This window comes from Corallococcus terminator (assembly GCF_003611635.1).
GTDB lineage: Bacteria > Myxococcota > Myxococcia > Myxococcales > Myxococcaceae > Corallococcus > Corallococcus terminator.
On sequence record NZ_RAVZ01000157.1, the window covers coordinates 1 to 21,672 of the forward strand.

22 protein-coding genes are annotated in these 21,672 nt (G+C 69.5%); 12 read left to right on the top strand and 10 right to left on the bottom strand.

Annotated features, from left to right (window positions below; all coding sequences use genetic code 11):
* Window positions 1–1,404: PAS domain-containing sensor histidine kinase (locus tag D7V88_RS22030; RefSeq protein WP_158625127.1), on the top strand; the 1,404-nt coding region annotated here is incomplete at its 5' end.
* A 13-nt stretch (window positions 1,405–1,417) separates the two neighbouring features.
* Here the strand turns inward: D7V88_RS22030 and thpR are convergent.
* Together thpR and D7V88_RS22040 are read right to left on the bottom strand one after the other, a co-directional pair.
* Window positions 1,418–1,972 (bottom strand): RNA 2',3'-cyclic phosphodiesterase, encoded by a 555-nt coding sequence (gene thpR / locus D7V88_RS22035; protein ID WP_120542626.1) that lies wholly within the window; start codon window positions 1,970–1,972, stop codon window positions 1,418–1,420.
* A gap of 31 nt (window positions 1,973–2,003) precedes the next feature.
* Complete coding sequence (locus D7V88_RS22040) at window positions 2,004–2,528, bottom strand: metal-dependent hydrolase (protein ID WP_120542627.1); 525 nt, start codon at window positions 2,526–2,528, stop codon at window positions 2,004–2,006.
* 67 nt (window positions 2,529–2,595) lie between these two features.
* Between D7V88_RS22040 and D7V88_RS22045 the strand changes: the two genes are divergently transcribed.
* Entirely contained in the window at window positions 2,596–3,837 is a 1,242-nt protein-coding gene (locus tag D7V88_RS22045; protein WP_120542628.1) for an adenylate/guanylate cyclase domain-containing protein, read from the top strand.
* Window positions 3,838–3,900: 63 nt separating this feature from the next.
* Here D7V88_RS22045 and proS read toward each other — a convergent pair whose 3' ends face one another.
* Window positions 3,901–5,334: a proline--tRNA ligase gene (gene proS / locus D7V88_RS22050; protein WP_120542629.1), complete on the bottom strand. Its 1,434-nt coding sequence runs from the start codon at window positions 5,332–5,334 to the stop codon at window positions 3,901–3,903.
* A gap of 126 nt (window positions 5,335–5,460) precedes the next feature.
* Between proS and D7V88_RS22055 the strand changes: the two genes are divergently transcribed.
* The 3 genes from D7V88_RS22055 (at window position 5,461) to D7V88_RS22065 (ending at window position 7,953) form a co-directional block, all read left to right on the top strand.
* A complete protein-coding gene (locus D7V88_RS22055) occupies window positions 5,461–6,156 on the top strand; it encodes a DUF4336 domain-containing protein (protein WP_120542630.1) in 696 nt (231 codons plus the stop codon).
* Window positions 6,157–6,276: 120 nt separating this feature from the next.
* Window positions 6,277–6,909 (top strand): MXAN_6652 family MXYO-CTERM-anchored protein, encoded by a 633-nt coding sequence (locus D7V88_RS22060; RefSeq protein WP_120542631.1) that lies wholly within the window; start codon window positions 6,277–6,279, stop codon window positions 6,907–6,909.
* Between the two features lie 117 nt (window positions 6,910–7,026).
* Window positions 7,027–7,953, top strand: a complete 927-nt coding sequence (locus tag D7V88_RS22065; RefSeq protein WP_244238306.1) for an endonuclease/exonuclease/phosphatase family protein — start codon at window positions 7,027–7,029, stop codon at window positions 7,951–7,953.
* A gap of 12 nt (window positions 7,954–7,965) precedes the next feature.
* On the opposite strand, the gene D7V88_RS22070 is transcribed toward D7V88_RS22065, so the two are convergent.
* The gene (locus tag D7V88_RS22070; RefSeq protein ID WP_120542633.1) at window positions 7,966–8,523 is read right to left on the bottom strand and encodes a hypothetical protein; all 558 of its coding nucleotides are present in this window, start codon (window positions 8,521–8,523) and stop codon (window positions 7,966–7,968) included.
* 251 nt (window positions 8,524–8,774) lie between these two features.
* Here D7V88_RS22070 and D7V88_RS22075 point away from each other — a divergent pair, with 251 nt between their 5' ends.
* Complete coding sequence (locus D7V88_RS22075; protein ID WP_120542634.1) at window positions 8,775–9,413, top strand: YdcF family protein; 639 nt, start codon at window positions 8,775–8,777, stop codon at window positions 9,411–9,413.
* A gap of 1 nt (window position 9,414) precedes the next feature.
* Here D7V88_RS22075 and D7V88_RS22080 read toward each other — a convergent pair whose 3' ends face one another.
* On the bottom strand, window positions 9,415–9,909 hold the full coding sequence (locus D7V88_RS22080; protein WP_120542635.1) for a MarR family winged helix-turn-helix transcriptional regulator: 495 nt from the start codon (window positions 9,907–9,909) through the stop codon (window positions 9,415–9,417).
* Between the two features lie 109 nt (window positions 9,910–10,018).
* Here D7V88_RS22080 and modA point away from each other — a divergent pair, with 109 nt between their 5' ends.
* From modA to D7V88_RS22100, 4 genes are read left to right on the top strand one after another with little or no spacing between them, the layout of a single operon-like run.
* Window positions 10,019–10,885 carry a molybdate ABC transporter substrate-binding protein gene (gene modA, locus D7V88_RS22085; RefSeq protein ID WP_120542636.1) on the top strand — a complete coding sequence of 289 codons (867 nt, stop codon included), beginning with the start codon at window positions 10,019–10,021 and terminating at the stop codon, window positions 10,883–10,885.
* Window positions 10,885–11,562 carry a molybdate ABC transporter permease subunit gene (gene modB, locus D7V88_RS22090; protein WP_120542637.1) on the top strand — a complete coding sequence of 226 codons (678 nt, stop codon included), beginning with the start codon at window positions 10,885–10,887 and terminating at the stop codon, window positions 11,560–11,562. Before modA ends, modB begins: the two co-directional genes overlap by 1 nt.
* A 22-nt stretch (window positions 11,563–11,584) precedes the next feature.
* Window positions 11,585–12,655, top strand: coding sequence for a molybdenum ABC transporter ATP-binding protein (gene modC / locus D7V88_RS22095; RefSeq protein ID WP_120542638.1), 1,071 nt, complete (start codon window positions 11,585–11,587; stop codon window positions 12,653–12,655).
* Between the two features lie 37 nt (window positions 12,656–12,692).
* The gene (locus D7V88_RS22100; RefSeq protein ID WP_120542639.1) at window positions 12,693–13,229 is read left to right on the top strand and encodes a hypothetical protein; all 537 of its coding nucleotides are present in this window, start codon (window positions 12,693–12,695) and stop codon (window positions 13,227–13,229) included.
* A gap of 14 nt (window positions 13,230–13,243) precedes the next feature.
* Here the strand turns inward: D7V88_RS22100 and D7V88_RS22105 are convergent, their stop codons facing one another.
* The 4 genes from D7V88_RS22105 to D7V88_RS22120 all read right to left on the bottom strand — a co-directional run bounded on the left by D7V88_RS22105 (window position 13,244) and on the right by D7V88_RS22120 (window position 16,440).
* Window positions 13,244–13,708 carry a hypothetical protein gene (locus D7V88_RS22105; protein ID WP_147448809.1) on the bottom strand — a complete coding sequence of 155 codons (465 nt, stop codon included), beginning with the start codon at window positions 13,706–13,708 and terminating at the stop codon, window positions 13,244–13,246.
* Window positions 13,709–13,749: 41 nt separating this feature from the next.
* Window positions 13,750–14,430 (bottom strand): pentapeptide repeat-containing protein, encoded by a 681-nt coding sequence (locus D7V88_RS22110; protein WP_244238307.1) that lies wholly within the window; start codon window positions 14,428–14,430, stop codon window positions 13,750–13,752.
* Between the two features lie 85 nt (window positions 14,431–14,515).
* On the bottom strand, window positions 14,516–15,724 hold the full coding sequence (locus D7V88_RS22115; RefSeq protein ID WP_120542641.1) for an alpha/beta hydrolase family protein: 1,209 nt from the start codon (window positions 15,722–15,724) through the stop codon (window positions 14,516–14,518).
* Between the two features lie 74 nt (window positions 15,725–15,798).
* Complete coding sequence (locus tag D7V88_RS22120) at window positions 15,799–16,440, bottom strand: TetR/AcrR family transcriptional regulator (RefSeq protein ID WP_120542642.1); 642 nt, start codon at window positions 16,438–16,440, stop codon at window positions 15,799–15,801.
* Between the two features lie 109 nt (window positions 16,441–16,549).
* Here D7V88_RS22120 and D7V88_RS22125 point away from each other — a divergent pair, with 109 nt between their 5' ends.
* Entirely contained in the window at window positions 16,550–17,593 is a 1,044-nt protein-coding gene (locus D7V88_RS22125) for an aldo/keto reductase (RefSeq protein WP_120542643.1), read from the top strand.
* Window positions 17,594–17,653: 60 nt separating this feature from the next.
* Here D7V88_RS22125 and D7V88_RS22130 read toward each other — a convergent pair whose 3' ends face one another.
* A complete protein-coding gene (locus tag D7V88_RS22130; RefSeq protein WP_120542644.1) occupies window positions 17,654–20,086 on the bottom strand; it encodes an isoamylase in 2,433 nt (810 codons plus the stop codon).
* A 676-nt stretch (window positions 20,087–20,762) separates the two neighbouring features.
* Here D7V88_RS22130 and D7V88_RS22135 point away from each other — a divergent pair.
* Window positions 20,763–21,672, top strand: a 910-nt coding sequence (locus D7V88_RS22135; protein WP_372241105.1) for an RCC1 domain-containing protein, incomplete at its 3' end; no start/stop codon positions are given.

Below are 21,672 nucleotides of genomic sequence, written 5' to 3' on the forward strand. Positions count from 1 at the left end.
GAGTATGTGACGGGCGAACTGGACGCCGAAGGGCGCTGTCTGCACCTGTGGTCCCCGTCGGGCCGCGTCTTCGGCCGCGACGTGCGCGGCGCCGGGGGCCGCAAGCTGGACGAAGTCCTTGGCGCCGGGGCGAGCGAGCCGCTCATGTCCCTGGTCCGCGCCGTCCTCCGGGGCGGCTCCGACGGACGGCTGGAGTACCGGCTCACCGTGGACGGCGAGGAGCGCGTCTACGCGGCGGAGATCACCCCCTGTGCCCCCGCCCCCGGGGACACCAGCGTCCGCCTGGGTCTGCTGGCTCGCGACGTCACCGGGCTGCGCTCGCTGGAGGATCCGCTCTACCGGCTGGCGTCCTTCCCGCTGCTGCACCCGGAGCCGCTGCTGGAGCTGGGCATGGACGGGGAGCTGCGGTACGCGAACCCCGCGACCCACGTGGCGTTCCAGGACCTGGTGGAGCGCGGCCCGACGCATCCCCTGGTGCACGCGGCGCTCACCTGGGCCTGGAGGGGGGCGCCCCCGGGAGAGCCCGCGCCCACGGTGCACCTGGATGGCCGCTACTGGGAGCTCACCATCGCGCAGCTCTGGGACCCGCCGGGCCTGCGCGTGTTCGTTCGCGACGTGACGCTGCGCAAGCAACTGGAGGCGAAGCTGTTCCAGGCGGACCGGCTGTCCGCGCTGGGGTCGCTCGCGGCGGCGGTGGGCCACGAGATGAACAACCCGCTGGCCTTCGTGCTGGCGAACCTCTCCTTCATCCGGGAGGAGATGGATCGGCTGAAGCAGCCGCTGCTCACCGGGCAGGCCGTCCCGCGCGCGGACATGGACGACATCCTGGAGGCGCTGGGGGAGACGGTGGAGGGCGCCACCCGGCTCAAGCACATCGTGCAGGACCTGCGCACGCTGTCGCGCAAGCCTCCCGAACACCGCGCCCGCGTGGCCGTGCAGCCGGTGCTGGAGAACGCGCTGAAGCTGCTGCGCGGAGAGCTCCAGCACCGCGCGCGCCTGGAGCGTGACTTCCACGACCTGCCCACGGTGGACGCGGACGAGGCGCGCCTCACCCAGTTGTTCCTCAACCTGCTGCTCAACGCCGTGCAGGCCATGGAGCCGCAGGACGCCGAACGCAACGTGCTGCGCGTCGCGGCCTACACCAGCGAGGACGGCGAGGTGGTGGTGGAGGTGCAGGACTCCGGCAAGGGACTGCCTCCGGAGCTGCTCGCCCGCATCTTCGAACCGTTCGCCTCCGCGCGTCCCACCAGCACCGGCCTGGGGCTGTCGGTGAGCCACACCATCGTCACCGACCTGGGCGGCACGCTGCGCGCGGAGAGCCGCGAGGGCCGGGGCACGCTGCTCACCGTCACGCTGCCCGCCGCGGTGCCGGTGGCGGATCCGCAGTCCATGCGCGCCGGCTAGCGCGCGGACCGCCTCAGGCCCCGCGTCCCAGGAGGATGTCCCACCGGGACGCGTAGTGGCCGCCCGCGCTTTCGAACACGCTCAGCCGGTCCACGCGGCCCTCGCCCCAGGACTCCTGGTCGAGCAGGCGCGCGCACGCCGCCAGTGCCGGGTCTCCGTGCGGCTTCTTCGAACGGGCAAGGGTCAGGTGCGCGGTGTACTCCGGGTGCTCGGAGGCGAAGCCCAGGGGTGCCAGCGCGGCGGCCACGTCCGCCTGGAGCGCCTTCAGCGCGGTGATGTCTCCGCGCACATCGGCCCAGAGCACGCTCGGGTGGTGCGGCGCTCCGAACGTCCCGCCCCCTCCCACCGACAACACGAACGGCGTGTGGCGCGGCCCCACCGGATCCAACGCCTCCTGGAGGAGGGACAGGCAGGAGGGGTCCACGTCCCCCAGGAACAACAGCGTCAGGTGCACGCCCTCCGGCTTCACCCACTTCGCCTCCGGGGCATGGGCGCGCAGCCGCTCGATGCCCTGCTCGGCGCGGGCGGTGAGGGCGTCTCCCAGCGTCACGGCGGTGAACAGGCGCATCGCGCTGCTCCTCCTATCGACTGCGTCACGCTCAAGGTGAGCGCGTCTTCCGGGCCGGCCACAGCGCGTAGGCCCAGGCGGGCAGGAAGACGAGCAGCTCCACGAGGCTCACGTACAGCCCCCGCGCGGAGAGCATGCCCGCGCCAATGGGGGACACCGGCAGCGGGCGCACCGGGGCGAAGACGCGCGCGTTGGAGAAGGGCCAGTAGAGCGCCGCGCCCAGCCCGCCGTCGGTGAGCGCGTCCAGGATGCCGTGGCTGCCCACGGCGATGAGTGCCAGCAGACCCCAGCGCGTGCCGGACTCCCCCTTCCACCGGGCCAGCCCCGCCACCGCGAGCGCCACCATCCCCGCGAAGACGAACGAGTGCGACGCGCCGCGGTGTCCCCATGGCGCCGCGTAGGGAATGCGCAGCGCGAACGCCACCACGTCCGCGTCCGGCAGGAGGGCAAGCAGCGACAGGAACGCCATCATCGCCAACCGCCGCCGCCAGGGGGCCGCTCCTGCTTCGAAGCGCCCCAGCGCCATGCCCACCGCCACGTGACCGATGCTCGCCATGCGCCGGAACCCTAACGCAGGCCGGTGTCTGGAGGCAGAACCATCCGTGGAGTAGGTTTCGTGAAACATGCTGTCACTGCTCTACCGCTCCCATGTCGAAGCCGCCCTGAAGAGCCGCCTGGATGAGTGGCGCGCCGACGTGGGGACCTGGCTCAACCTGATGCGCGTTGGCGCGACGGGAGCGTGGTTGCTCCTGGGCATCCTGGACGACTGGCGCGTGTCGCGCACGGTGCTGGGTTGCTACATCGCGCTGTCGGTCGTGCTGTGGGCCGCCTCCCGCCGGATGCCGGAGCTGCTGAAGCGGCCCGCGCTGGGCGTGGCGCTCATCGACATGCCGCTCATCTACTTCCTGCAGAGCCAGTCCATCCACGGCTCCGAGAACGGGGTGACCGCGGCCCTCCTGACCATGGGCGTCTACATGGTGCTGGTGGTCGTCGTGTCCATGGTGACGCTGTCGCGCAGCGTCGTCGTGGCCGCCACGCTGCTGGGCATCGCGGGGGCAGCGCTGCTGGCGCTGGCCGCGGGCCTGCAAGCCTCGCAGTTCCTGCCCGGCATGGTGCTGGTGATGACGCTGGCGTCCGTGGTGGCCTTCTTCATCAGCCGCACGGTGCTGGGACTGGTGACGGACGTGGTGCGCGAGGAGATGCAGCGTGAACGGCTGGGCCGCTTCTTCTCCCCGGAGGTCGCCCGGCGCATCTCCGAGAAGGGCACCGACGGCGAGGCTGGCGAGCACCGCGAGGTGACGCTGCTGTTCTCCGACATCCGCGGCTTCACCACGCTGTCGGACCGGATGGACAGCCCGCAGGTGGTGGCGCTGCTCAACGAATACCTGTCCCGCATGGTGGAGGTGGTGTTCCGCCACGGCGGCACGTTGGACAAGTTCCTGGGCGACGGCATCCTCGCGTACTTCGGCGCGCCCCTGGAGCAGCCCGGCCACCCGGCCGCCGCGGTGTCGTGCGCGCTGGCCATGCTGGAGGCGCTGGAGAAGCTCAACCAGGAGCGCGCCGCGCGGGGCGAGGGCATCCTCCACATCGGCGTGGGCGTGCACACCGGGCGCGTGGTGGTGGGCGCCGTGGGCAGCGAGCAGCGCCGCGAATACACCGTCATTGGCGACGCGGTGAACCTGGCCAGCCGCATCGAGGGGCTCACGAAGAAGGTGGGCACCCCGGTGCTCGTGTCCAACGCCACGCGCGAGCGCTGCGGGGACGCCTTCGACTTCGAGGCCGCGGCCCCGCTGCCCGTGCAGGGCAAGCCGGAGCCGGTGGCCACCTTCCTGCCCCGGAAGCGGCCCCTGCTCGCCGCGGGCTGAAACGAAACAGGGGCCGGGAGGAACGCCTCCCAGCCCCCGTGAAATGTTTCTGGCCTTGAGGCTTTAGTACGCCTTGGCGAACACGATGCGGCCCGGGGACGGCTCACCGGTCATCACGCACTTGCCCGGCTCCTGCGGCAGGTTGAAGGGCCGGCAGCGGGTGGTGAGGCCCGTCTCCTCCTTGATGCGCGCCTCCACCTTGGCGTCGCCGTTCCAGTGCGCCAGCAGGAAGCCGTCGTCCGCGCGCGCCTTGAGCTCCTCCAGGGAGTTCACCTCGTGGGTGTTGGCGTCGCGGAAGGCCTTCGCCTTCTGGAACAGGTCCTTCTGCATCTGGTCCAGCATGGCCTGGGCCTTGGCCACGGCCTCGTCCAGCGGCACGAACTCCTTCTGCTTCAGGTCGCGGCGGACCATCACGCAGGAGTTCTTCGCCAGGTCCTTGGGACCAATCTCGATGCGCACGCACGTGCCGATGAGCTCGTGCTCGTTGTACTTGAAGCCCGGGCCCTTGCTGTCGTCGTCGTCCACCACCACGCCCAGGCCCGCCTTGCGCAGGTCCGCGCCCAGCGCGTGCGCCTTCTCCAGCACCTGCGTCTTCTCCGCGTCCGTCGCCTTGCCGGCGATGGGGATGATGACCACGTGCGTGGCCGCGAGCTTCGGCGGCACGATGAGGCCCGAATCATCCGAGTGCGTGAGGATGAGCCCGCCGATGAGGCGCGTGGACACGCCCCAGGACGTCTGCCACACGAAGTGCTCGCGGCCGTCGCGGCCCTGGAACTTGGTCTCGAAGGCCTTGGCGAAGTTCTGGCCCAGGTTGTGGCTGGTGCCCGCCTGGAGCGCCTTCTTGTCCTGCATCATCGCCTCGATGCTGTACGTGCGCAGGGCGCCGGCGAACCGCTCCGACTCCGTCTTGCGCCCGGTCAGCACGGGCATCGCCATGTAGTCCTCGGCGAACTCGCGGTAGGCCTCCAGCATCTGGAGGGTCATCTTCTCCGCGTCGTCCTCCGTCTCATGACAGGTGTGGCCTTCCTGCCAGAGGAACTCCGTGGTGCGCAGGAACAGACGCGTGCGCATCTCCCAGCGCATCACGTTGGCCCACTGGTTGATGAGCAGCGGCAGGTCGCGGTAGCTCTGCACCCACTTCGCGAAGCTGCGGTTGATGATGGTCTCCGACGTGGGCCGGATGACGTAGGGCTCCTCCAGCTTCTGGCCGCCCGCGTGCGTGACGACGGCGAGCTGGGGGTTGAAGCCCTCGACGTGCTCCGCTTCCTTCTTGAGGTAGCTCTCCGGGATGAGGAGCGGGAAGTAGGCGTTCTTGACGCCCACCTGCTTGAACTTCGCGTCCAGCGTCCGCTGGATGTTCTCCCACAGCGCATAGCCGTTGGGACGGATGACCATGCAGCCCTTCACGTCCGAGTAGTCGGCGAGCTTCGCCTTCTGGACCAGATCGACGTACCACTCGGAAAAGCCCTTCTCGCGGGGCGTGAGCTTGTCGGCCATGTGCTGGGAACCTTGCTAGGGGATGTAGAGAGGGGGTTGCCTACGCTGGGATGTTCCGGAAATCAACGCCGGAGCTTGCCCGGACTCGTCCCGGAGACGCCGCCCATGCTTGAAGCCAGACCCGCCATGCCCACGCCCCCTGACGCAGGCCTCCGGAAGCTCTCCGACGACGTCCATGTCATGGACGCGCCGTTCAACTTCCTGGGAATCGAAGTGGGCGGGCGCATGACGGTCCTCCGCCTGCCGGACGGCGGACTGTGGGTGCACTCGCCCGTCGCCTTCACCCCGGAGCGCAGGGCCGCCGTGGAGGCCCTGGGGCCGGTGCGCTTCCTCGTCGCGCCCAACCTCTACCACCACCTGCACCTGCCGGACTGGTCCGCCGCCTTCCCGGACGCGCGCGTGGCGGCGCCCCCGGGACTGCGCGCGAAGAAGCCCGCGCTGAGAATCGACCTGGAACTGGGGGATGCACCGGATGCAGGCTGGGCCTCCGCGGTGGACCAGGTGCACGTGCGCGGCATGCCCAAACTGGGGGAGTTCCTCTTCTTCCACCGGCCCTCCCGCACGCTGCTCGCCACTGACCTCGTCTTCCACTACCAGCACGCGGACTCCTGGAAGCTGCGCCTGTACGCGAGGCTCGAACGCGTCTGGAAGCGGTTTGCGGCCCCCCTCCTCATCCGCGTGCTGACGAAGGACCGGAAGGCCGCGCGGACCTCCCTCCAGCGCGCGCTCCAGTGGGACGTGGAGCGCGTGGTGGTGTGCCACGGCGAGGTGCTGGAGCACGGCGGCCAGAAGGCCCTGCACGACGCCTTCACCTGGCTGTAGGTCCAGGTGCACCCTGCCCGGGTGGGTGGGGCAATTGTCGCCTGCTGCACTTCACGCCGCACTGCGCTAGAAGGGGACCTCCTCGTCTTCCCTGATTTCCCCCCTCAGGAGGTTTATCCCATGCGGTCCTTTCTTTCGTCAGTCGGCGCGGTCGTGGTGTGCCTTGTCGCGGGCTCCGCGTCCGCCAACTCCACCGGCATCCCCGGGCGCAGTGGCAAGCAGAGCATTTCGTGCACGGCTTCCGGCTGCCACGGCGGCGGCGCCAGCACCCCCACGGTGACGCTGGAGGGCCCCACGGCGCTGACCGCGGGCCAGACGGGCAACTATTCGCTGATCATCACCGGCGGCCCTGGCGCGAAGGCGGGCGTGAACGTGGCGACGGAGGGCGTGGAGGGCGCGACGCTGACCGCGGGCTCGGGCACGAAGGTGATGAACGGGGAGCTGGTGCACTCGCTGCCCAAGGCCTTCACCGACACCACCGCGCGCTTCGACTTCTCGCTGGTGGCGCCCGCGACCAACGGCACGCTCAAGGTGTTCGGGGCGGGCAACTCCGTGAACGGCGATTCGAAGGCGACGGGTGACGCGCACGCCACCGCCACGCTGGACGTGGTCATCACGGGCGGCAAGGACCCCGTGGTCCCGGATCCGGATGATCAGGAGGACGAAGGCGGCTGCTCCGCCACCGCGGGCGGGCCGCTCCTGGGCGCGGTGTTCGCGGTGCTGGCCGCGCGCCGTCGTCGTCGCGCGAACTGAAGACGCGGTCCGCGTCGCGAAACATCGCACCCTGGACTTGAACGCCCGGCCGCTTCCCGGCCGGGCCCGGTGGGGTGGGGCGACAGCGCGAGGATGGACGACGTACCCTCGCGCCCCTTGATTCGACCGAGCCCCCTCCTGACCCTGTTGCTCGTCGCGGGACCGCTGGCCTGTGCCACCGGTCCCGTGGTGCGTCCCACCCTCTCCTCGGGCGTCACGCCCGTCGCCGTGGCCCCCAAGGCCGTGCGTGACGCGGGCGCCCTGCGGGTGATGACCTTCAACATCCAGTCCGGCCTTCGGGGCCTTGAGCGGGTGGCGGACGTCATCCGCGCCGAGTCGCCGGACGTCGTCGCGTTGCAGGAGGTGGACGTGGGCTCCACCCGCGCGGGCGGGGAGGACCAGGTGGAGCGGCTGTCGGCGCTCACCGGCCTGAAGTACCGCGCGCACTTCGGCACCACGAAGCTGTACGGCGGCCACTACGGCATCGCGCTGCTGTCGCGCTACCCGCTGGAGTCGCTGGCGCAGTACCCGCTGCCCACGCCCCGGGGCGCGGAGCCGCGCACGCTGGCGCATGCGGTGCTGGACGTGGACGGGCGCGAGGTGAGCGTCTACGCCACGCACCTCATCCGCCGACCCTTCAACGGTTCGGCGCGCGTCCGCCAGAGTGTCTTCATCTCGAACCTGCTGGCGAAGGACCCCCGGCCCCGGTTGCTGATGGGGGATTTGAACGACGATCCGGATTCGCGCCCGGTGCGCCTGCTGCGCCGCCAACTGCAGGACGTGGCGAAGGTCACCCACGCGGATGGCAAGGGCACCTACCCGATGCCGCTGTTCCTGCCGTCGCTGCGCATCGACTACGTGATGGCGTGCGGCGCGTTCACCCCGGTGTCCAGCCGCGTGCTGGACGTGGGCGCGTCCGACCATTTCCCGGTGGTGGCGGATCTGCGGCTTGAGCCCGCTGGCGGGCCGAAGGTCGCGGCTGAGACCCCGGCCGTCATGGACGCGGACGCGGCGACGACCACCGCCGCGGCCGCCGCGCCCTGATGGTCCGCTGACTCAGACCGGGAGGTTGAAGCGGTAGAGGACCTCCTGGTCCCCCTTGCTGAAGCCCTTGAGGACCTCGTGGCGGATCTCCTTGCCACCCCCGAGGTACGCGAGCCCGCCGGCGGCGAAGCCCATCACGGCGAGCTCGAAGTAGACGTGCGGCCGGGGCACGCCGGTGATGCGCAGCTCGACGACGTTCTGGTGCAACTGCGCGGTCAGCTCGCCCTCGGTGAAGTAGCCCTTCCAGATGCCGGGCGTGAACAGGGCGAAACGGCGGAAGTCGTCCTTGCCGAACATCGTCTTGAGCTGGCCCTGGCCCAGCGCGTACTCCGCCGACTTGATGCCGTATTGCCAGTAGGCCTTCGTGTCACCCGCGTAGAAGCGCTCGGTGAAGGCCTCGTTGAGCCGCAGGAAGGCGTCCGCCGGGATGCGTGTCACCGGCATGATGGGCTGCCCGAAGAGGGGGTCCCGCTTCGCCTGCTCCGCGAGGAATCCCTTCCACGCCGCCTCGCCGAACGACTGCACCGCCAGGGTCTGCCGAGCCAGGAACGCGACGCCTTTGACATCCATTCGTATGTCTCCCACGCCCCCCGGCCGCTCCGGGTTCGTCTCGGACCCCGGCCGGGTCATTTCCTATTGTGTCCTCGCGCCTGCCTCCGGGCGATACGCATCGTGATAATTCACCCGGTCGTCCGGAAACACGCTCTCAGGGCGGGTGGGAGACCTGTCATCGCGGACACACTGCCTTGCTGCCCGTGTATCCGGGGTCCCGTGGGTCGGGCGGAAGGCACAGGGAGGGGGCAGGGACTAGGTTCCCGGGCGTGAGACCTCTTGCCCTCCTTCCCAGACCCGGCCACCTGCGCCGGAGCGTGGTCGTGGTCGCGGGCGTGCTGACAGGCGGCGTCTTCGGGCTGGCGTGGTGGGTGGACCGCTTCGGCCGGCGCGAACAGGCGGGCCCCGCGGATGCGCTGGTGGTGCTGGGCGCGCGGGTGCTGCCGGGCGGCGTACCTTCCGGTGCGCTGGTGGCGCGCGTGGAGCAGGCGGCGGCGCTGTACCACCGGGGCGTGGCGCCCTGGCTGCTCCTGTCTGGCGGCGTGGGCGTGCATCCGCCGTCCGAGGCGCGCGTGATGTTGGGCCTGCTGGTGCGGGCGGGCGTGCCCGCGGAGGCGTGCGTGCTGGAGGAGCAGAGCCACTCCACGGATGACAACGCGCGCTTCAGCGGGCGGGTGCTGCGGGAGCGGGGCGCGCGCCGGGTGGTGGTGGTCTCCGACCCGTACCACCTGCTGCGCGCGCGGCAGTGCTTCCGACGCGAGGGGTGGGAGGTGGCCACGAGTCCCGCGCCCATCGCCGGGCGGATGCGCGCGTGGGACCGGTGCTACTGGACGGTGCGCGAAGCGTTCGCGCTGCTCTTGCGGCCCGGCCTGCTGCTGGCGCGGGCGCCGGACGGCAAGGCGGCCTGACTCAGGTGCCCGTGGGGGCGTCCGGCGTGGGCTGGTCCAGCTTGAGCAGGACCTTCTCCATCACGCGGAAGAGGGCCTGACGGTCCTCGGCGTCGAGCATGCCCATCACCACGCCCATGGCGCGGTGCATGGAGCGGTCGAGCTTGGTGAACGTCTGCCGGCCCTTGTCGGTGAGGCGGCAGCGCACGACGCGCCGGTCCGTCTCACCGCGCTCGCGCTGGAGGTGGCCTTCGCGCTCCAGGCGGTCCACCACGCCGGTGACGGTCTTCTCCGTGACGCCCAGTCGCTTGGCGAGCTCGCCCATGGTGAGCGACCCATCCAGGCCCAGCCACAGCAGCGCGTGCACCTGGGGCGGCGTGAACTGGAGCTGCTCACAGGTGCTGGCGATGGGGTCGCGGAGCGAACGGCGACGCCCCAGCGAGAACATCAGTTCCTGCATGCGGTCGACATCCCCCGCGAGCACCTCATCCTCCTCTTTGTGGATATTCCGGGACACAGAGTATTCATTAGCGGCGAGGTGGGGGCGGGTCAACCTGTAGTCTCGGGTGTGAGCATTTGAAGGGTGCGGGTTGTTGTCGCTGAGCAGGCTTCTGGAGGTGCGTGGGATGCGACTTTCGTGGCTGGGACTGCTGGTGGCGGTGTGGGCAGGGGCGGCGCGGGCGGAGGACGAGGTGCTGGTGTTCGCGGCGGCGAGCACGACGGATGCGCTCCAGGCGCTCGCCCCCGCGTTCCAGAGGGAGACGGGGCTGCGCGTGCGGTTCGCCTTCGGTGCTTCCAGTGACCTGTCACGTCAGGTGGTGGCGGGTGCCCCAGCGGATGCGTTCCTGTCCGCGGACGAGGCGAAGCTGGACGCGTTGGAGCGCGCGGGGCTGGTGCAGCCGGGGTCGCGGGTGGACCTGCTGGCCAACCGGTTGGTGGTCATCGTGCCGGCGGCTTCGCGGGTGGAGGTGGAGGATGCGGCGGGATTGAAGGGGCTGCGTCGGGTGGCGCTGGCGGAGCCGGCGGCGGTGCCCGCGGGGGTGTACGCGAAGGAGTGGCTGACGCGGGCGGGGGTGTGGAAGGACGTGGCGCCGAACGTCGTGCCGGTGGTGGATGTGCGGGCCGTGCTGGCGGCGGTGGAGGCGGGGCGTGCGGACGCGGGCGTGGTGTACGTGACGGACGCGCTGCAGTCGAAGAAGGTGCGCGTGGCGTTGAATGTGCCGGGGGCGGAGTCGCCGCGCATCGTGTATCCGGCGGCGGCGCTGACGCAGGGCAAGTCGCCGAAGGGAGGGTTGGCGTTCGTGCGCTTCCTCCGGACGGACATCGCGTGGGCCGAGTTCCGCAAGCGGGGGTTCCAGGCGGTGAGGCTCGTGACGCCGGGGAGGCTGGAGCCGAGGTCCGCGCCCGATGCGGGACCAGGCCCCCAGGCCGCTCCGGATGCAGGCGCAACGCGCGCGGCGCCTGATGCAGGCAAGGGGCGGCGTTCGCCGTGATGGAGGAGGGGATTACCGGGCTGGTCCTGTTCACGGTGGCGGTGGCGGCGCTGTCCACGGCGCTCATCCTGGTGCCGGGCGTTGCGGCGGCGTACGCGCTGGCGCGCTGGAAGGGGCCGGGGCGGGGCGTGGTGGAGACGGTGCTGGCGCTGCCGCTGGTGCTGCCCCCGACGGCGGTGGGTCTGGTGCTGCTGGAGTTGCTGGCGCGGGATTCGGTGCTGGGGCGGATGCTGGACGCGATGGGCGTGGAGGTGGTGTTCACGCCCAAGGCGGTGGTGCTGGCGAGCGCGGTGATGGCGTTCCCGCTGCTGGTGCGCTCGGCGCGCGCGGGCTTCGAGGAAGTGGATCCGAGGTTGGTGGCGGTGGCGCGCACGTTGGGGGACACGCGCACGCGGGCCTTCTTCCGGGTGACGTTGCCGCTCGCATGGCGAGGGGTGCTCACGGGCACGCTGCTCGCGTTCTCACGGGCGCTGGGAGAGTTCGGCGCGACGGTGCTGGTCGCGGGCAACATCCCGGGGCGCACGCAGACGCTGTCGCTGGCCATCTTCCAGCGCACGCAGACAGGACAGGACGCGGAGGCGCTGAAGCTCGCGGGCGTGGCGGTGGTGCTCGCGTTCGGGGCCATGTACGTGACGGAGGCCGTGACGCGGCGTCGCGGCGCGCGAGGGCTGGCGTGATGGGGTCCCGGCGGATGCGTCCATGATGGACCTGTCGCTGCGCCTGCCCCTGGCGCGCTTCACGTTGGAGGTCGAAGCGCGGTTCACCTCCGCGTCCGTGGCGGTGTTGGGACGTTCGGGTTCCGGGAAGACATCCTTGCTGGAAGTGCTCGCGGGCCTGCGGCGTGGCGCGACGGGGCGCGTGGTGGTGGATGGGCGCGTGCTGCTCGACAGCGCCAGGGGCGTGGATGTTCCGCCCGAGGCCCGACGCATGGGCTACGTGCCTCAGGACGCGCTGCTCTTTCCGCACCTCACCGCCGGGCAGAACGTGCGCTTCGGTGCACGCACCGGCCGCCCGTCGCGGGTGGACGAAGCCGTGCACCTGCTGGAGCTGGAGCCGCTGCTGCACCGCTATCCGGTGACGTTGTCGGGAGGCGAGAAGCAGCGGGTCGCCCTGGCCCGCGCGCTCGCCACGGATCCCGCGCTGCTGTTGCTGGATGAGCCGCTGGCCGCGCTGGATGTCGCGCTGAAGGAGCGCGTGCTGCCCTACCTGCTGCGCGTGCGCGACGAGGCCCGCGTGCCCCTGCTGTACGTGACCCACCAGTTGGGCGAAGCGCGGGTGCTGGCCCACGAGGCCCTGCTCCTGGACGGAGGCGCGGTGCGCGCCGTCGGACCGGCGGACACCGTGCTGGGCACGACCGCGCGAGGACTGCTCACCGGTGAGCCCGAGGAGAACATCCTGGAAGGCACGCTGGAGCATCCCGAGTCAGGAGGCACGAGGCTGCGCGTCAACGAAGGACTGTCGCTCTGGGTGCCAGAGGCGCCAGGGCTTTCATCAGGAACCAAGGCCGCCTACGCGGTGCCAGCGGAGGACATCCTCTTGTCCACCGGCCCACTGACCGGCGTCTCCGCGCGCAATGTGTTGCAAGGCACGGTGGCGAAGGTGGAGGACGCCGGAGCGGGCGAGTGCGCGACCCAGGTGGACGTGGCGGGCGTGCGCTGGGTGGTGCGCCTCACGCATGCCGCCGTGCGGGAGCTGTCCATCGCGCCGGGCCTGCGCGTGTACCTCGCGGTGAAGTCCGCGGCCTGCCGCAGGCTCGTGGGAAGAGCCTAGGCGCTGACGGGTACACTCCCAGCGCGAGGAGAGAGAAATGGAGCTGGAGGCATACTCGTATGTCGGGCCCGAGGCGATTCGCCGCTCCGTGGCAGCACATCCTGTCGGCGCATCCATCCGCTCGGCGGCGGAACTCGACCGCTGGCTCCAGAGTCACCCGGATGCGGTGCGCGAGGGGGCGACCTACGTCGTGGATCTCACGGGGTGTCTCCGGCTGGCGCCGCGTCGGTCCGAGCACGTGGCCTGCGCGGGAGGCGAGGAGGTGCTGGCGGCCGGAGAGCTTCACTTCCGGAAGACAGCGCAGGGGTGGGACGTTTCGGAGGTCTCGAACCAGTCGACCGGGTATTGCCCGGACACGTCTTGCTGGGCGGCGGTGGCGCAGGCCTTCTCCCGAGCGGGCATCGGTGGGCCTGCGGGCTTCACCCACGAGATTGTCTTCCGTCGTTGTCCCCGGTGCGGTGAACTCAACCTCGTGAAGGAGCAGTGGTTCGTCTGCGCCTTCTGCGACGCTGACCTACCAGCACAATGGAACGTGGCCACGAGACGGCGTGTGGTCGTGACCGGGGCTCCGTAGCGGCGCGGGAGGACCTACCCTCCCGTGCGGGTCATGGCGGCGAGCAATCGATACACAGACTCGACCTGCTGAAGCGCGCCCCGGAGGCTGCGTTCAATCTCCGTGCTCTGTGCGCGCTCCATGTTTTGAGCGTGCCCCTGTTGCTCCAACGCATTCAGAAGCGAATAGAGCTCCTCACAGGTCCTGCTTCCGTTCGCCCCATCCAGATACCTTCCGCCCTCTTCGAGGAAAGCCGCCCAGGACAGCGCACCCTGCCGATAGCGGACAAAGAGACACGCCAGGTGTTCCGCGTCCTGTTCGTCCCTTCCGAATGGATCCGTTGGATGACAGGCCGCGCGGAGAAGCAGTCCCCGGGCCGCGTGAAGGTCCTGTGTCGTGCACAGCTCCAGAAGCCAGAGGGGTGGCGCCTCCAGCTTCAACACCCACGCATCGGCCCAGGGGATGAGGTGCTCAAGCCCGATGAGCCGGGTGTTCACCATCGTCGCGAGCCTGAAGACGAAGCGCCGGTTGGCCGGCGCGTTCAACGCTTCGTCCCCGTCTTCTTCGCGCCCCCGCGCCCCGTCGGCTTTGCGTGGTAGCCCTCCACGAGCATCCCCAGCGAATGGGCCAGGGACATGGCCGTCTCATTCGGGATGCGGGTGTCCTTCATCTTGTTGCGCGCGGGGTCCAGCAGCAGGCCCGTCGCTCCGGAGAAGTCGGTCCGGGTCAGCGTGCAGCCCCGGAAGTTGCTGCCGGTGAGGTCCGCCCCGGTGAAGTCCGCGTCCGTCAGGTCCGTGTCGAAGAAGTTCGCCTCCCGGGCCACGCACCGCACGAAGGACGTCTGCCGGAGGCTGAGCCCCACGAACGAGCTGTAGGGCAGACCGCACTCCTCGAAGTTCACCTCGGGGTTCGCGGACACGCCCGTCCAGTCGATGCCCATCAGCTTCGAGCCCTCGAAGCGCACGTCCCGCAGCCGGATGGCGTTGAAGTTCGCGCGCGTGAGGTTGCTGCCCCGGAAGCCACACGCCTCCAGCAGGCTGTCCTTCCACCGGACCTCCTGCAACTGGCAGTCCTCGAAGGTGCACCGGTAGAACTCCTTGCCGCTCAGGTCGATGCCCTGGAGGTCCAACTCTCCAAACGTCTCCCGTTCGAACGAGTCCTCGTCCTTGAGCCGCCGCAGCAACGCGGCCACCTTGTCCTCTTCCACGGTCACGGAAAGCACGGTCCTTCCTGGCGGGGATGCCGGATGCGCGGAAGGCCTTATACCGGGCACCCGTCACCGTCGCAGCCCGCATGAAGGCCGCCCGTCACGCACTGCCAGCGTGAAGGGTGCGCTCCAACCAGTCGAAGACCCGCTCGTCACGCAGCGCCATGGCCGCGGGCTCGCAGTGCCCGCTCGCGCCCTCGTCCTCGGTGAACCGGGAGAGCGTGGACGACCCCAACGCGGCGTGGAGTTCCTCGGACTGGCCCGGCCAGAACTGCTCGTGGTCCGGTGACGTGATGAGCATCGGGCACTCAATCCGCGCGAGGAGCTCCGCGTCGAGGTGCATGGCCTCTGCCGCCTTGAAGGCTTCGAAAGGGGATTGCGTTCCGTAGGGCGCCATGCGCCACCGCAACCCGGCCTGCTCCGAAGGCGACTCCTTCAGGCCCACCTCCATGAACCCGTCGAACGCCTCCCGCTCGTTGGCGTCGAGCAGTTGCCTCATCTCCTGCGGCAGGTGCGCGGTCCACGAATCACCCACCCTCATCACCCCCGGATCCACCACCGCGGCGGCGATGCGGTGCTCGAACGCCACCGCGCGAGGCACCATGTAGCCCGCCTGGCTCACGCCCTGGAGCACGATGCGCCGTGGATCCACGTCGGGCCAGGTGAGCAGCCAGTCGACCACGGGCGTGATGACCCGCTCCCAGTCGGGCCGGAACGAAAGCTTCTGCCGGTGCAGCGCGGCGCCCTGCCCCGGCCCGTCGAAGGCGAGCGCATTCCAGCCCCGCTCCACCGCCGCCGCGCCGCCGTCCTTCCACATCGACGTCACCGGCCCATCGCTGCCGTTGTTCAGGATGAGCGTCGGCCGTGGCCTCTCCCCACCGTGCTTCGGACGGAAGAAATAGCCTTCCAACCGGGTGCCCTCATACGGGATGGCCACCCGCTCCACGGGCGGCTCGAAGCGCACGGCGGCTGCATCCCAGCACCCGCGGTGACGCTGCCACAGCGTGCTGAAGCGCTCCGGCTCCGACGTGCCAATCGCACCGGACGAGGCCTCATCGTAATAGGTGCTCGCGCGCAGATATGCGGAGCGGGCGCTGATGGGGTGTCTGGCGACGGCGCTGGCGTGGGCCTGCTCTTCCAGTCGCTCCGCCAGCGCGGTGAACTCCCGCACCCACGCCTCCCGGTCACCATCCGGAATCCTGTCGAGCGTGACGAGGACCTCTCCCACGTCCGACAGTCCCCGGTAGGTGGCTCCGAGCAGGTTCAGGCGGGCGAACTCGAACCCCTCATCCTCGAAGTAGCGCTTCATCCACGGAGATTGGCAATCCCACCCGACGAAGAGGAGTGGTCCAGCCCGTCCCATCCAGCGGCCTGCGCCGCGCCCTACTTCCCGTCGCGCGCCCCGGTCTTCCGTCGCGCCCGCCCCTTCGCCGTGGCGCGGCCCCGGGGGGAGGGCGCCGCCCCCAGCGCCGTCGCCGTCGCAGTCAACAACTCGCGCGACAACGCGTCGTCATCCACCACCCGCGACAGCACCAGCGCCCCCACCATCCCCGCCAGCGTGGCGAGTGCCCGCGAGCGGCGCGCCTCCTCCGTATTCCCAGGCGCGGCGTGAGCCAGCAGGCCCGCCTGTTCGCGCAGGCCCTCCGTGAAGGCCCGCCGGACCTCCGGCCCCTGCCGGGCTCCCTCCGTGGCGAGCGCGGCGAACGCGCACCCTGCCTCCGCGTGGTCCCGGTGCTCCGGTCTCAGGTACATGCCCACGATGTGCGCCAGGGCCTCCTCGGGAGCCTGCTCCGCCAGCATCTCCTCCCACTGCCGCGCCGAGTCGGACAGCGCCTGCGTGCACGCCTGCGCCATCACGTCCTGCTTGGACGTGAAGTGTCCGTAGAAGCCGCCGTGGGTCAGCCCCGCGTGCTTCATCAACTCCGCCACGCCGATGCCCTCGAATCCGTGCTGCCGGAACAGCTCACCGGCGCCCTGGAGGATGCGCTCGTGGTTCTCCGCCGCCTGCTCCCTGCTGACCCTCATGACCCTGCCTCCTGCTGACCTGAACAGATTGACAATTTAAATGACGGGCGTCATCTATTTATTCATGACGACCGTCATCTAAAAGTCGGTCGCAGGCCAGGAGGCCGCCATGCGCTACAGGCTGTTCGGGAATCACACGGGGCTGCGGGTGTCGGAGCTGGTGCTGGGCGCCGGGGCCTTCGGGACGCGGTGGGGGCATGGTGCGGATCCCCAGGAATCGCGCCGCATCTTCGACGGCTACGTGGAGGCGGGTGGCAACTTCATCGACACGGCGGACGGCTATCAGTTCGGCGAGTCGGAGACCCTGCTTGGCGGCTTCCTGGCCCCGAACCGGGACGACTTCGTCCTCGCGACGAAGTACACGCGCGGCGCTGCTCCGGGCGGTGGGTTGTCCGCCACCGGCAACAGCCGCAAGGTCATGGTCCGCTCCCTGGAGGAAAGCCTCCAGCGCCTGAAGACGGACCACGTGGATCTGTACTGGGTCCACATGCCGGACGGGATGACGCCCATGGAGGAGATCCTCCGCGGGCTGGACGACCTGGTCCGCGCGGGCAAGGTGCTCTACATCGGCCTGTCGGACTTCCAGGCGTGGCGGGTGTCCTACGGGGTGGCGCTCGCGCAGTTGCGCGGTTGGGCTCCCATCGCCGGCGTGCAGTTGGAGTACAGCCTGGTGGAGCGCACGCCGGAGCGCGAGCTGTTGCCCATGGCCCAGGCGTTCGGACTGGGCACCGTGGGCTGGTCCCCGCTGGGCGGAGGCCTGCTGACCGGCAAGTACCGGCGGGGCGAGCAGGGCCGCAGGGAGGGCCTGAAGACGCTGGTGCACGCCGAGGACACCGACCAGAAGCGCGCCATCGTCGACACGCTGGAGGCGGTGGCGAAGGAGCTGGACACGAACACCGGGCGGGTCGCCATCGCCTGGGTCTCGGCCCGGGGCGTGATGCCCATCCTCGGCCCGCGCACCCGCGCGCAGTTGGATGACAACCTGGCCGCCGCGTCGCTGGTCCTCTCCCCGGAGCAGCTCCAGCGGCTGGACGCCGTGAGCGCGGTGCCGCTCGGCTTCCCCCACGAGCTGCTGGCCGCCCCGGACAACGTGAGCGCGCTGGCCGGAGGCAAGGGGGCGCTGCTGGCCCTGCCCTCCACGCCGGTCGCATGAAAAACCGCGCCGCGAGGATCCGGGCCCGTGGACAGGGCACCGGATCCCCGTGGCTTCACGCTACTTCGCCACCAGCACCAGCACGCCCCGGCCGCACAGGCCATAGGACGTGTTCTCGCCGCCGACCTGGTCCGCGGTGCCCGGGTTGACCACCACCTGGTTGGCGCCCAGGCTCTCAATCCATGAGCACGTGTCCGTCACGCGGTACCACTGCCGGCCCGTGCCCGGCCACGGCAGGGTGAAGTTCACGCTGCCGGACCAGCCGTTGTAGGCGACGTAGATGGCACCCACGGTCTCACCGGAGAACTCCGTGGCGTCGATGCGGTAGGCCAGCGCGTGGTTGCCCGCGTCGTCGAAGTACGCCGCGTTGGGCACCGTGCCGTCCGGCTTGAACCAGCGGTGCTGCTCCATCACGTTCCCATTGGTGTCCGAGCCGCTGTAGAAGTTGGCCGGACGCAGTGCGGGGTGCGCCTTGCGGAACGCGATGAGGTTCCGGGTGAATGCGCGGAAGTTGGACTGGTCCGTGTTCCACGAATAGTTCAGCCAGTTCTGGTTCGAATCCAGGTTGTAGACGTTGTTGTTGCAGCGCTGCGAGCGCAGGAACTCATCGCCGCCCGTGAGCATGGGCACGCCCGCGCTCATCATCATGAACGCCATGCCGTTGCGCGCGGCCTGACGCTGGGCGGTCGCGACGCCGCCCTGGTCCCAACTGTGATTGCTGTCCTCGCCACCGTCGGACGGGCCGTAGGGCCATGACTGGTTGTTGTCCTTGTTGTTGCACGAGTACAGGTCCTTCAGGGTCATGCCGTCGTGGGCCACCATGAAGTTCACCGACGCGCCCGGCTTGCGGCCGTCATCCCCATACAGGTCCGACGAGCCCGTGAAGCGCGTGGCCAACTGCCCCGGCGTCACGTTCTCCCCGCCCATCTGGTTCTGGTCCTTGCGGAAGGTGTCGCGGAAGATGCCGTTCCACTCCTTCCACTTCGCCGGGAAGTTGCCCACCTGGTAGGAGTTGCCGCCAATGGCCCAGGGCTCCGCGATGAAGTCCGTGCCCGCGCCGCCCGCGTCCGGACGGGGGTCCAACAAGGTGACGATCTTGTTGAGCGCCGTGCCCGTGTTGTCACGGTCGTAGTTGAAGCCGCCGTGCTCCACGGTGTTGCCCAGCACCGACGCCAGGTCGAAGCGGAAGCCGTCCACGCCCAGCGTGTCCTTCCAGTACGACAGCGAATGGAGGATGACGTTCTGGGCCGTGGGGTTGAACGTGTTGAAGTTGCCGCCCACGCCGGTGTTGTCCCAGTTGAACTGCTTGTCCGCCGTGAGGCTGTAGTACGTGGGGTTGTCCAGGCCCCGGTACGTCATGACGTTGTAGGTGCTGGAGTTGCCGCTGATCCACGCGCCGCCTTCGCCCGTGTGGTTGTAGACCACGTCCACCAGCACCTTGATGCCCGCGTCGTGGAAGGCCTTCACCATCGCCTTGAACTCACGCGTGGGGCCGCCCGCGGACTTGTCGCACGCATAGCGGCGGTCCGGCGCGAAGTAGCTGAGGTTCATGTAACCCCAGTAGTTGTCGCCCGCGGTGGTGGTGGGTGCGTAGTCGTTGTTGTCGTTGTCCGTCTCGTGCAGTGGCAGGAACTCCACCGCCGTGACGCCCAGCGCCGCCAGCGACGCGGCCTTCTGGCCCGCCGTCTTGTAGGTGCCCAGGCAGTTGGCATCCAGCCCGGAGCCGGTGTCCTGCTTCGTCAGGCCGCGCAGGTGCACCTCATAGACGACGTCGTCCTTGAAGGCGCGCGTGGGCTTGGTGCCGGTGGCGGTGGAGTCCGGGGGCAGCACGATGCCCTTGGGGGCGCGCGCGCCGCTGTCCTTGTAGCGGTGCAACGGGCCGGAGGCGAACACCGTGGCGTCCTGGTTGGCGAGGGTGGCGTTGACCGGGTCGTGGCTCAACTCCAGCGCGTACGGGTCCCACAAGAGCTTGTTCGGGTTGAAGCGGTTGCCCTCGGCATCCACGTCGGAGCCGAAGCCCACCGTGTTGTTCGTCTTCGTCCAGGTGGATACCCAGGGCCAGTTGGGACCCCAGGCGCGGTAGCCGTAGTAGACGGGGCCGGTAATGCCGTAGGTGTTCTTCAGCGTGGCGACGGACACGGATTTGGACCAGACCTTGGTCGTGCCGTTCAGGTCCATGACGTACTTCGCGACCTCCTGCGCACCCAGGGGCGTCTTGTAGATCCACACCTCGATGCGCGTCGCGCGCGAGGAATACACGCGGAAGTCGATGTTGGCCTGCGTGGCGTCGTACTTCGCGCCCAGGGTCCAGGTGAGCAGCTCCTGCTCCTGCTGGGCCATGTCTGTGATGGCGGGCGCTTCAGGGGGCGGCACTTCGTCAGGCGTGTCCGATGCGGCGCAGGAGACCAGCGCCGAAGCGAGGCCCGCGGCGAGGAGGGGCTGCCACCGCGAGAGCCAGGGGCTCCGGCGGTGACGACGAGGAGGGGTCATCATGGATGTGGCTCCAGACGCGGCAAGCGAGGGGCAAGCCCGCCGGGCCCGCGACTGCCCGGGGCCATTCGGTTCACCACCCCGGTGACGTCGAAGTCAACCGCCTGCCCCTGAAGTGATGTCCGCCGTGCGGCATCTGGACGCGCACCCTGACCCAGTGCGTCAGGAATCCGATGTGTCAACAGGTGCGACAGGCCTTCCGCCGCCCGTTGCGGCGCGGCGATGTCCAGCCTCGCCACACGCCACCGGCTCGCCGCCGTTGGCAGTGAGCTTGTTCCACGGGGCAACGCCGTGGCTTGCGGCCGTGGACGGCACTTGCTTTCAACTGCAAATGTTTTGCTGGTCGTCGCTCCGTGTAAAACCAGATTTGTCTTTAATCATGATGTGTTGTCATACGTGACCTCCCAGTGCGTCTTGTGACACCCATCACAAAGAATGTGTCGGGTATTGCTTTCTAAGAAAATCCAACGGAGAGTGAAGACAATCTTCCTGCCCTGAGGACCGAGACCTCACGGGCGCGAAGTTCCTCCATCCTCTTCTGTGTATGGCCCGCCCTGGCGGGAGTGCGTCGTGCGGCATGGGGTCGAGCCGCCTTCGCGGCCATGCGCCGGAAGGAATCCCTCCAGACACAACACACCCAGGCACGGGGGAAGGCCGGGGTGTATCAGGAGTCGTTCCATTGAAAAGACATACTGTGAAGAAATACAACGCGCCGCGTGGGTGGTGCGTGACGGCATTGCTCGTCCTGGGTGCTGGCTGTGGTGAGTCATTGCTTGACGCGGAGCCAGTGGCCCCGTCGTCACTGAAAGCCCACGAGGACCGGCTGGCCGCGGGGCTGGAGGTCCAGGGCGTGGCGGCGGGCGCGTATCACTCGCTGGCCGTCCGGACCGACGGTGTGGTCTGGACGTGGGGACAGAACACGGATGGGCAGTTGGGACGAGGTGTCGCCAGCGTGGCGCCCCAGGCGACGCCCCTGCCCATCACCCTGCCCAGGCGGATGACCGCCGTGGCGGCGGGAAGCGGGCACTCCCTGGCGCTCGACGAGACCGGCCATGTCTGGGCCTGGGGACGCAACAACCGGGGCCAGGCGGGAGGCCAGGACCCGAGCGTCCGGGTCCTGGCGCCGACGCAGATTCCCCTGCTGAGCGGCATCACCGCCATCGCCGCGCGGGCGGACTATTCGCTCGCCGTGGATGCGAATGGTTCCGTGTGGGCATGGGGGCAGAACACGGACGGAGAGCTGGGCCAGCCGCTGGCGGGTCCTGATGCCAATGCCCACCCCACGCCTGTCCAGGTCGTGATTCCCGCGCTCGCGCCGGGGGATCCGTATCTTCCCCAGGCTCCAGTGGACCTGACGGACCCGGCGGAGGTCACGAAGATCGTCTCGGTCGCGGCGGGTGGGCACCACGTCCTGGCCCTGGGACGCACGGGTCGGGTCTGGGGCTGGGGACGCAATGACTTCGCCCAGGTCGGCACGGGCGCGAGCTCCACCCCGGTCCTGACGCCGACGTTGATCCGCACCTGGGTGACGGCGGCCATCGCGGCGGGTGAGTCCCATTCCATCCTGTATCTGTCTCTTATACAAATCT

Bases quoted from the DNA above. Each gene is read 5' to 3' on its own strand.
- thpR (WP_120542626.1), bottom strand. From the start codon at position 1,972: ATGCGCCTGTTCACCGCCGTGACGCTGGGAGACGCCCTCACCGCCCGC.
- D7V88_RS22040 (WP_120542627.1), bottom strand. From the start codon at position 2,528: ATGGCGAGCATCGGTCACGTGGCGGTGGGCATGGCGCTGGGGCGCTTC.
- D7V88_RS22045 (WP_120542628.1), top strand. From the start codon at position 2,596: ATGCTGTCACTGCTCTACCGCTCCCATGTCGAAGCCGCCCTGAAGAGC.
- proS (WP_120542629.1), bottom strand. From the start codon at position 5,334: ATGGCCGACAAGCTCACGCCCCGCGAGAAGGGCTTTTCCGAGTGGTAC.
- D7V88_RS22055 (WP_120542630.1), top strand. From the start codon at position 5,461: ATGCCCACGCCCCCTGACGCAGGCCTCCGGAAGCTCTCCGACGACGTC.
- D7V88_RS22060 (WP_120542631.1), top strand. From the start codon at position 6,277: ATGCGGTCCTTTCTTTCGTCAGTCGGCGCGGTCGTGGTGTGCCTTGTC.
- D7V88_RS22070 (WP_120542633.1), bottom strand. From the start codon at position 8,523: ATGGATGTCAAAGGCGTCGCGTTCCTGGCTCGGCAGACCCTGGCGGTG.
- modA (WP_120542636.1), top strand. From the start codon at position 10,019: ATGCGACTTTCGTGGCTGGGACTGCTGGTGGCGGTGTGGGCAGGGGCG.
- modB (WP_120542637.1), top strand. From the start codon at position 10,885: ATGGAGGAGGGGATTACCGGGCTGGTCCTGTTCACGGTGGCGGTGGCG.
- modC (WP_120542638.1), top strand. From the start codon at position 11,585: ATGATGGACCTGTCGCTGCGCCTGCCCCTGGCGCGCTTCACGTTGGAG.
- D7V88_RS22100 (WP_120542639.1), top strand. From the start codon at position 12,693: ATGGAGCTGGAGGCATACTCGTATGTCGGGCCCGAGGCGATTCGCCGC.
- D7V88_RS22105 (WP_147448809.1), bottom strand. From the start codon at position 13,708: ATGGTGAACACCCGGCTCATCGGGCTTGAGCACCTCATCCCCTGGGCC.
- D7V88_RS22115 (WP_120542641.1), bottom strand. From the start codon at position 15,724: ATGAAGCGCTACTTCGAGGATGAGGGGTTCGAGTTCGCCCGCCTGAAC.
- D7V88_RS22120 (WP_120542642.1), bottom strand. From the start codon at position 16,440: ATGAGGGTCAGCAGGGAGCAGGCGGCGGAGAACCACGAGCGCATCCTC.
- D7V88_RS22125 (WP_120542643.1), top strand. From the start codon at position 16,550: ATGCGCTACAGGCTGTTCGGGAATCACACGGGGCTGCGGGTGTCGGAG.
- D7V88_RS22130 (WP_120542644.1), bottom strand. From the start codon at position 20,086: ATGATGACCCCTCCTCGTCGTCACCGCCGGAGCCCCTGGCTCTCGCGG.